Here is an 8551-nt window from a genome sequence, read left to right as displayed (position 1 = left end):
CCTGGAGCAGCGGCTCGAGCAGCTGGGGCGGATCTCCGCCGAGCTGGGCGAGGCCGCGACGCCGGGGAAGGCGGGCTGAGGATGGGGCTGCTGGACATCCTGCTCGGCCGTACGAAACCGGCGCTGCCGGATCTGGACCAGCTCTTCGGGCTGCCGTCGGCGGCCGTCACGCTGGAGGCGGCGGCCGGCTTCCGGCCGACCGGGCAGGGTGCGGTGTGCTTCGCCACGGTGGAGGGCGCCGCCTTCGAACAGGCGCACCGGGAGGTCCAGGCGCTCCTGGACGCGGACGCCGACCGTTCGGGCCCCCCGGTCGAGCTGTCCCAGGACGCCTACGGCTACTCGTGGCTGGTCTCCCGCCGGACGCCGGACCAGCTGCCGGAGCTCGTCAACGACCTGCACGCGGTGAACAGCGCGATGGAGGTCAACGGCTTCGGGCCCCAGCTGCTGTGCTCACTGGCCGGCTTCCGCGACGGCGCCGACCGCCGGCTGGCCCTGGTGTACCTCTACAAGCGGGGCACGTTCTACCCGTTCGCGCCGCTGCCCGGCGGGGCGCAGCGGCGCGACAACGCGCTGGAACTGCGGGTGAAGGCCGCCCTCGGCGACGACCTGCGGATCGAGCAGGACCTGAGCCGCTGGTTCCCGGTGTGGGGCGCCCCGGGTCTGTGACCTCACTTGGTCTTGTCGCGCTGCTGACGGCGGTACTCGAAGGGGCGCTCGCGGCGGTAGCGGCGCTCCCACTTGGCCTGCTGGTCGCGCCGGTCCCGGTAGGCCTTGTACGTGGCCGGCGCCGGCCCCGGTGCTCCGCCGGCGGGCGGGGAGGTGGACGACGTACGCCGCCCGTACTGGACGTACAGGACGAGAACGGCGACGGCGAGCAGCCACCACAGGTGGTTTCCGAATCCCAGGACCACCAGGACGACGGTCCCGGGTATGACGATGGTGGCCATGACGGGCCTCCCTGGGCATGAGTCGTTGAGGCGTGGGCCGTCGATCGGTGTCGAGTCGGGGGCGGGTGCCCGGCCGTCGGTGCGCAGCAGATCGGTTTCCGCAACGCCCGTCCAGCGTAGGGATCCGGTCACGGTGCGTGCATCCGGTTTTCCGTGCCGCGTTGTCAGTGGCGTCGGTCAGGATGGTGGCGAGGACGGCTGCGGGTGCGGACGGACACGGACGGGGAGGCGGAGGACGTATGGGGTCGCGGTACATCGGCGTGGCGGAACGGCGGGACCGGCTGGCGGTGCGGCACCGGCTGGCCGCCGGGGCACGGGCGGCGGGACCGGAGGAGGTCGCGCGCTCGTTGGTCGCGCTGCACGGGACGGATCCGGCGACGGTGTACGTGGGGGTGGGCGCGCGGCTGGCGGAGCCGGGCGGGACGGTGCGGGAGACCGAGCGCGCGCTGTACGAGGACCGCACCCTGGTGCGCATGCACGGGATGCGGCACACGGTGTTCGTCTTCCCGGCCGGCCTGACTGCCGTGGTGCACGCCTCGACGGGCATCGCGGTGGCCGCCCGGGCGCGTGCCGCGCTGGTCAAGGACATGGCCAAGGCGGGCGCGCCGGACGCGGAGTGGCTGGCGGAGGTGGAGGCCTCGACGCTGGCCGCGCTGGCGCGGCGCGGGCAGGCCACGGCCGCCGAGCTCGCCCAGGACGAGCCCCGGCTGCGGGAGCAGTTCGTGTACGCGGCCGGGAAGGGCTACGAGGGCGTGCACACCGTGTCCTCACGGCTGCTGCGGGTGCTGGGTGTGGAGGGCAAGGTGGTGCGGGGGCGTCCGCTCGGTTCCTGGACGTCCACCCAGTTCCGTTGGGCCCTGGCGCCCGCGCATCCGGAGCTGGACGTGGCCGGGGCGCAGGCGGAACTGCTGCGCCGCTGGCTGGAGGTGTGCGGCCCTGCCACGGAGGCCGACCTGAAGTGGTGGACGGGGTGGCGGGTCACGGAGGTGCGGCGTGCGCTGGCCGCGATACGGGCGCGGGAGGTGACGGTGGACGAGGGCACGGCGTACGTGACGGAGGACGACGAGGACCCGGTGACCGGGCCGGCCGAACCGTGGGCCGCGCTGCTGCCGGCCCTCGATCCGACGGCGATGGGGTGGCAGGCCCGGGACTGGTATCTCGCGCCCGGGCTGCGCCCGGCCCTCTTCGACCGCAGCGGGAACGTGGGACCTACGGTGTGGTGGAACGGGCGGGTGATCGGGGGGTGGGCCCAGCGGGCGGACGGTGCCGTGGTGTGGCGCGTGCTCGACCCGGAGGGGGTGCCCCCCGAGGCCGAGGCCGCGATAGCCGGGCAGGCGGCGGCCCTGCAAGCGTGGCTCGGCCCCAGCCGGGTGACCCCGCGCTTCCGCACGCCCCTGGAAAAGGAGCTGTCCGCCATGCCTTAGCCGGGGCCGAGCTTTTCCCACCCACCCGCCCGACTCGACGGGACGGGACGGGAAGTCCTGCCACTGGGCTCCGCCCCGGATCCCGGCGGGGGCTTCGCCCCCTGCGCCCCCGCCCCGGTCCGGGCCGCCTCGCGGGTGGGGCGAGGGTCCTCCGCCGGGCCGGCCGGCGGGGGCCGGCCGGCAGGGCGTCAGCGGGAGTAGCGCATCAACGCTCGGACCATGTGGCAGGTGGTGTCCGACGGTGGGTGCACGCCGATGAGTTCCGCGGCGCTGCGGATCGTCTCGTCGCGTGCCTGGTTGGGCATGAGGACGCCCGAGTCGAGCAGGGCGATGGCGAGCCGCATCGCCTTCAGGCGGCGGTTGTGCGTGACGTACCACTCCCGCGGGCGCCCCGGCGGCAGCGGGCGCTTCTCCACGGGCGCGTAGGGCAGGTCGAGCAGGACGGGTCGCTTCGCGGTGGACTGGGTCGGCAACGGCTTCGGCTTCAGTGCGGCAGCGGGCACAGGCATCCTCCTGTCGCGGTGGGAGCACCGCCGGACCCACCCGGCGACGCTCTCGAACACTGCTTCTATTCTACGTCCCCCCACTGACAAAAGCCCCTGGCCACAAGGGCGTTCGGGGCTCGTGGGACGGGGGTGCGGAAAAGGGCGCGGAAGAGGTTCTCGCGTACCGTTGGGGCATGGAGATCTGGATCAATCCCGCCTGTTCCAAGTGCCGCAGCGCGGTCGGACTGCTCGACGCAGAGGGCGCCGAGTACACCGTCCGCCGCTATCTCGAGGACGTCCCCACCGAGGACGAGATCCGTGACGTACTCGACCGGCTCGGGCTCGAGCCGTGGGACATCACCCGTACCCAGGAGGCGGACGCGAAGGAGCTCGGGCTCAAGGACTGGCCGCGGGACGCCGGTTCCCGGGACCGCTGGATCGGCGCGCTGGCCGGGCACCCGAAGCTCATCCAGCGGCCGATCATCACCGCGGACGACGGCTCGGCGGTGGTGGGCCGTACGGAGGAGGCGGTACGGGACGCGCTCTCACGGAAGTAGCCGGCCCCAATTCGGCTGTGACGCAGGTTACTTCAACTGACTCCCGCAACCGCTGAGTAACCTCGTTCGGCATCTCGTACATAGCGGCGTACGCTCCCCTACCTCTTCAGGAGGCGCGCATGTCGCGCAGGAGAACTCTCAGCACGAAGAAGAAGATCGCGCTGCTGGTCAGTGCGGCGGCGGTGGCGGGAGGCGGGGCCTTCGCCATGGCGGCCACGTCCAACGCCGCACAGCCGGGCAACGCCCGCACCCTGTCCGCCGGCGACTCGACGGTCTGTCAGGGCCTCGCCACCGCCCTCGGCAACAACGAGCGGTTCATCGCGGGCCAGAAGGCGAACCCGGACGCGCAGTCGGCGGCCCGGATCTCCAACCGCGAGGCCGTCATCGAGCAGATCAAGGTCCAGCAGAAGGCTGCGGGCTGCACCGTTGGGGAGTCGGCTCAGGGCTCCCAGGCGGGACAGAACGGCCAGCAGGCGGGCCAGCAGAACGGTCAGGCCGGCCAGCAGGCAGGGCAACAGGCGGGAGGGCAGCAGGCGGGAGGACAGCAGGCCGGTGGCGGTCAGCAGGCCGCCCAGCCCTCGCAGTCCGCCGGTGCGGGCGACGCGGCCGGCGGGGCCGCGGCCTCCGGCCAGCAGGTGTGCAAGGGCTCCACGGTCACGCTCTCCGGCGAGGGCGGTGCCCCGGCGGCGTCCAGCAACCAGTTCCCGGCGGGGACGACGCTGAAGGTCACCAACCTGGACAACAACAAGTCCACGACGGTGAAGGTCACATCGGTCTCCGGCAGCTGCGTCCTGCTCAACAACGCGGCATTCGAGCAGGTCCGGGAGCCGGGCAAGTTCCTCATCCGCCGCGCGGTGATCGAGAAGGTGGGGTGACGCCCGGACCTGACGGTAACCGCTGAGGCGGGTGTCGTGGGTCCTGCCGCTCCCGGCCAGGGGCGGCAGGACCGTCACCGGGCCGGTGACCGCGCGGGGGGCGGTCACCGGCCCGGCACGCACGCGTGCCACGCGGCCGCCCGAACACCACCGCACCCCTCACAGCGTGGAACCGGGCACACCGCCGCCAGGTAACACGTGGTTCACACTCGGGCAACGGCCGGGAAATCGCCCGTTGACAGTCTGCCCGCATCCCGTGAGCACCCCGAAGGATGTGGCCCCGTGAGCTTCAAGGCTGAGTACATCTGGATCGACGGCACCGAGCCGACGGCCAAGCTGCGTTCCAAGACGAAGATCCTCGGCGACGACGCCAAGGGCGCCGAACTTCCGCTCTGGGGCTTCGACGGGTCCTCCACCAACCAGGCCGAGGGCCACGCCTCGGACCTCGTGCTCAAGCCGGTCTTCAGCTGCCCCGACCCGATCCGCGGCGGCGACGACATCCTCGTGCTCTGCGAGGTCCTCGGCATCGACCTCACCCCGCACGCCTCCAACACCCGCGCCGCGCTGGCCGAGGTGGCCGAGCGGTTCGCCGCGCAGGAGCCCGTCTTCGGCATCGAGCAGGAGTACACCTTCTTCTCCGGCACCCGTCCGCTGGGCTTTCCCGAGGGCGGCTTCCCGGCCCCGCAGGGCGGCTACTACTGCGGTGTCGGCGCCGACGAGATCTTCGGCCGCGACGTCGTCGAGGCCCACCTCGACAACTGCCTGAAGGCCGGCCTCGGCATCTCCGGCATCAACGCCGAGGTCATGCCCGGCCAGTGGGAGTTCCAGGTCGGCCCGCTCGCCCCGCTGGAGGTCGCCGACCAGCTGTGGGTGGCCCGCTGGCTGCTCTACCGCACCGCCGAGGACTTCGGCGTCTCCGCCACCCTCGACCCCAAGCCGGTCAAGGGCGACTGGAACGGCGCCGGCGCGCACACCAACTTCTCCACGAAGGCGATGCGCGAGGGCTACGACGCCATCATCACCGCCTGCGAGTCCCTCGGCGAGGGCTCCAAGCCGCTGGACCACGTCAAGAACTACGGCGCCGGCATCGACGACCGCCTCACCGGCCTGCACGAGACCGCCCCGTGGAACGAGTACTCCTACGGCGTCTCCGACCGCGGCGCCTCCGTCCGCATCCCGTGGCAGGTGGAGCGGGACGGCAAGGGCTACATCGAGGACCGCCGCCCCAACGCCAACGTCGACCCGTACGTCGTCACCCGACTGCTGGTCGACACCTGCTGCGCCGCGCTGGAGAAGGCCGGCCAGGTCTGACGGGCGTCCAAGCAGTGACGTCCAAGCAGTGACGTCCAAGCAGTGACGTCCAAGCAGTGAGAGGAGGGTGCTGGCCATGCGACGTGTCTGCTTCAATGGGGGCATGGTCGGCATCCAGGAGAGCACCGCGACGGGTCGCCATGACCTCGAGCCCTTCTGGCCTTCCCGTCAGCACCACGACTACGACCGGGTGTGTTGCCGCGCGGTGAACGCGCGGGTCCTCTAAAGCCGCACACCCCGGCCTTCGGCCCAGCGCGAAACGACGTACGTCCCCCGGCGCGCCCGACCACGAACTCGTGGCCGCCGGTCCTTCCGTCGAATCTCTCGCGCGAAAGAGCTGACCTCCCATGGCGACCACTCGTTCCCTCAGCACCGCCGCCCTTCCCGCATCCCCGCCCTCCCCCGCCTCCTCCCCGACCGCCGCGCGGCACCGGCTGCGCGCCGTCGACCGGGACGAGGTGGTCGACGTGGTGGACCTGCTGCCGCCCGGCGCGACCTGGCTGCCGGCCCCGCAGCACGCCCTGCCCGCCCTGCCGGGCCGGCCGCCGATGATCGGCTATCTGGTGCTGGTGCCTGCCGACCAGCAGCCGCCGTTCCCGCCCTTCCCGTCGTTCCCGCCCTCGGCGGTGCCGGACCGGCCGGAAGCCGGCGAGGCACCGGCGGAAGCCACGGACGGCACCGGCGAGTCCGGCAGCGACCCCCTCGTCCGCATCGACACCGTGCGCCGCACCGCGTCCGTGGCCGGGCGCGAACTCGACCTGACCTACCTGGAGTTCGAGCTGCTCGCGCATCTCGTCGCCCATCCCCACCGGGTGCACAGCCGCGACCAGCTGGTCACCACCGTCTGGGGCTACGGCCACGTCGGCGACGGCCGCACCGTGGACGTCCACGTCGCCCGACTGCGCCGCAAGCTGGGCGCCGAGCACCGCAAGGCGATCCAGACGGTGCGCCGCGTCGGATACAAGTACGCCCCGCTGAGCGGTCGTTGAGGTCCTGGCCAAAGCGGGGGCTCCGCCCTCTGCCGAGGGCAGAATCCGGTTCCCCCGCCCGTCCCGTGCGGGCACAGTCACCGGCATGAGGCTTCTGGTGCTGGGTGGTACGGAGTTCGCGGGGCGGGCCGTCGTCGAGGCGGCGGCCGGGCGCGGCTGGGATGTGACGGTCCTGAACCGGGGGCGGCACGCGCCCGTCCCCGGGGCGCGGTCGCTGGTGGGCGACCGCACCGCGCCCGGCGGGCTCGCCGCGCTCGCGGAGGGCGAGTGGGACGCGGTCGTCGACACCTGGTCGGCCGCGCCCCGCGCGGTGCACGAGTCGGCGCGGCTGCTGCGGGGCCGCGCCGGGCGGTACGTGTACGTGTCGACGTGCTCGGTGTACGCCTGGGCCCCGCCCGCCGGTTACACGGAGGACGCTCCACTGGTCGAGGGCGCCGCCCCCGACGCGGAGCAGAGCGACTACGCGCGGGACAAGCGGGGCGGCGAGCTGGCCGCGGCCGGCGCCTTCGGTCCCGGGGACTCGCTGCTGGTGCGCTCGGGGCTGATGCTCGGGCCGTACGAGAACATCGGCCGGCTGCCGTGGTGGCTCGGCCGGATCGCGCGGGGCGGTCCCGTGCTGGCGCCCGGTCCGCGCGAGCTGCCCCTGCAGTACGTGGACGTGCGCGACCTGGCCGAGTGGATCCTCGGCGCGGTGGAGCGCGGGCTGGGCGGGCCGTACAACCTGATGAGCCCGCGCGGGCACACCACCATGGGCGAGCTCCTGGAGGCCTGTGCGCGGGTCACCGGCGCGGACGCCGAGCTGTGCTGGACGGACCCGGAGACGATCCTCGGGGCGGGCATCGAGCCGTGGACGCAGCTGCCCGTGTGGGTGCCCCCGGGCAGCGACGAGCACGACGCCCTGCACGGCGCGGACGTCTCCCGGGCTCTCGCGACGGGGCTGCGCTGCCGTCCGGTCGGAGAGACGGTCGCCGACACCTGGCGGTGGCTGCGGGCGATCGGGGGTACGGCACCGCAGCGGCCGGGGCGGCCGGCGGTGGGGCTGGACGCGGCGGCGGAGGCGGAGGCACTGGCGAAGGCGGCCGGCCACCGCTTGTGAGGCCGCGGCAACTGCCGGTGCACGAGCGGCAGTTGAAACGCGTCTTGCCCAGGAACCTGGCATCAATTCCCGGGACGGCTGAACACCTCGGTGACGGCGTCCGTATGAGATGGAGCCGCTTCACTCCTGTCGGGCGCCTCGATGCTGCCCCGCAAGGAAGTCAGAGGAGTTCCATGGGACGCAACACACGAAAACGCCGTACGCCGCTGGCCACCAAGGCCATTGCCGCATCGGCGGCCCTAGCGCTCGGTGGGGGCGGGCTGATCTGGGCGAACTTCTACGCATCCGCGCACGAGTCGAACAACAACGCGTGGGGCAACCAGACGAAGGCCGCGAACACACAGGTCGCCACGATCTCGTGCCCGGACATCGGCCAGAAGCTCACCAGCGTGCCCCGGCAGGCGCGCAACGAGGTCGACGGTGAACTGGCGAACCTGGACCGCCAGATCACGGACGCCTACCAGCGTCTGATGACCACGCGCCAGGCCCAGGCACAGGATCCGAGTTTCGTCCAGAACTCCATCCTGCAGCCGTTGAAGGACCGCCGTAAGGCGATCGTCGACCGTATCAAGCTGGAGATCACCCGGGTGGGCGGCACCTCGCCCAGCAATCTGGACGCCCTGACCGGCTGCACCGGCACCCCCGCCAACCAGACCAACTCGGGCGGGCAGAACGGGGGCCAGGACAACGGCGGCCAGCAGCAGAACGGCGGTCAGCAGCAGAACGGCGGCCAGCAGCAGAACGGCGGCCAGAACGACGGCGGCCAGCAGCAGAACGGCGGCCAGCAGGGCGGCAACAACGGTGGCCAGCAGGGCAACGGCGGTCAGGCCGGCAACGGCCCGGTCGCGGCGGACTTCGTGGACATCA

The 8551-nt window shown here is 72.6% G+C and carries 9 protein-coding genes and 1 pseudogene; 8 read left to right on the top strand and 2 right to left on the bottom strand.

The window, feature by feature from the left end; genetic code table 11:
• The first annotated feature begins 81 nt into the window (after positions 1-81).
• Positions 82-666 carry a PspA-associated protein PspAB gene (gene pspAB, locus IE249_RS01705; protein ID WP_189702948.1) on the top strand — a complete coding sequence of 195 codons (585 nt, stop codon included), beginning with the start codon at positions 82-84 and terminating at the stop codon, positions 664-666.
• 2 nt (positions 667-668) lie between these two features.
• Here the strand turns inward: pspAB and IE249_RS01700 are convergent, their stop codons facing one another.
• The gene (locus IE249_RS01700; RefSeq protein WP_189702947.1) at positions 669-947 is read right to left on the bottom strand and encodes a hypothetical protein; all 279 of its coding nucleotides are present in this window, start codon (positions 945-947) and stop codon (positions 669-671) included.
• A 239-nt stretch (positions 948-1186) separates the two neighbouring features.
• Here IE249_RS01700 and IE249_RS01695 point away from each other — a divergent pair, with 239 nt between their 5' ends.
• On the top strand, positions 1187-2371 hold the full coding sequence (locus tag IE249_RS01695) for a winged helix DNA-binding domain-containing protein (RefSeq protein ID WP_189702946.1): 1185 nt from the start codon (positions 1187-1189) through the stop codon (positions 2369-2371).
• Between the two features lie 188 nt (positions 2372-2559).
• On the opposite strand, the gene IE249_RS01690 is transcribed toward IE249_RS01695, so the two are convergent.
• A complete protein-coding gene (locus IE249_RS01690; RefSeq protein ID WP_189702945.1) occupies positions 2560-2874 on the bottom strand; it encodes a hypothetical protein in 315 nt (104 codons plus the stop codon).
• 176 nt (positions 2875-3050) lie between these two features.
• On the opposite strand from IE249_RS01690, the gene IE249_RS01685 reads away from it, so the two are divergent.
• The 6 genes and pseudogenes from IE249_RS01685 to IE249_RS35855 form a co-directional block, all read left to right on the top strand.
• Positions 3051-3413 (top strand): arsenate reductase family protein, encoded by a 363-nt coding sequence (locus IE249_RS01685; RefSeq protein WP_189702944.1) that lies wholly within the window; start codon positions 3051-3053, stop codon positions 3411-3413.
• 119 nt (positions 3414-3532) lie between these two features.
• Complete coding sequence (locus IE249_RS01680; protein ID WP_189702943.1) at positions 3533-4288, top strand: SCO2207 family protein; 756 nt, start codon at positions 3533-3535, stop codon at positions 4286-4288.
• 282 nt (positions 4289-4570) lie between these two features.
• Positions 4571-5599, top strand: coding sequence for a glutamine synthetase (gene glnII / locus IE249_RS01675; RefSeq protein ID WP_189702942.1), 1029 nt, complete (start codon positions 4571-4573; stop codon positions 5597-5599).
• A 347-nt stretch (positions 5600-5946) separates the two neighbouring features.
• Positions 5947-6588: a winged helix-turn-helix domain-containing protein gene (locus tag IE249_RS01670; protein WP_189702941.1), complete on the top strand. Its 642-nt coding sequence runs from the start codon at positions 5947-5949 to the stop codon at positions 6586-6588.
• A gap of 85 nt (positions 6589-6673) precedes the next feature.
• Positions 6674-7684, top strand: a complete 1011-nt coding sequence (locus IE249_RS01665) for an SDR family oxidoreductase (protein WP_189702940.1) — start codon at positions 6674-6676, stop codon at positions 7682-7684.
• Between the two features lie 173 nt (positions 7685-7857).
• Positions 7858-8551, top strand: a pseudogene (locus tag IE249_RS35855) (DUF1996 domain-containing protein); the annotation flags it as partial.

This window comes from Streptomyces anandii JCM 4720, assembly GCF_014650655.1.
GTDB classification, from domain to species: domain Bacteria; phylum Actinomycetota; class Actinomycetes; order Streptomycetales; family Streptomycetaceae; genus Streptomyces; species Streptomyces anandii.
The sequence above is the reverse complement of the archived record's forward strand: the minus strand, read 5'-3'. Positions and strand labels throughout refer to the sequence as shown.

Coding starts and splice junctions, on each gene's coding strand:
- IE249_RS01695 (WP_189702946.1), top strand. CDS start 1,187: ATGGGGTCGCGGTACATCGGCGTGGCGGAACGGCGGGACCGGCTGGCG.
- IE249_RS01665 (WP_189702940.1), top strand. CDS start 6,674: ATGAGGCTTCTGGTGCTGGGTGGTACGGAGTTCGCGGGGCGGGCCGTC.
- IE249_RS01680 (WP_189702943.1), top strand. CDS start 3,533: ATGTCGCGCAGGAGAACTCTCAGCACGAAGAAGAAGATCGCGCTGCTG.
- pspAB (WP_189702948.1), top strand. CDS start 82: ATGGGGCTGCTGGACATCCTGCTCGGCCGTACGAAACCGGCGCTGCCG.
- IE249_RS01685 (WP_189702944.1), top strand. CDS start 3,051: ATGGAGATCTGGATCAATCCCGCCTGTTCCAAGTGCCGCAGCGCGGTC.
- IE249_RS01700 (WP_189702947.1), bottom strand. CDS start 947: ATGGCCACCATCGTCATACCCGGGACCGTCGTCCTGGTGGTCCTGGGA.
- IE249_RS01670 (WP_189702941.1), top strand. CDS start 5,947: ATGGCGACCACTCGTTCCCTCAGCACCGCCGCCCTTCCCGCATCCCCG.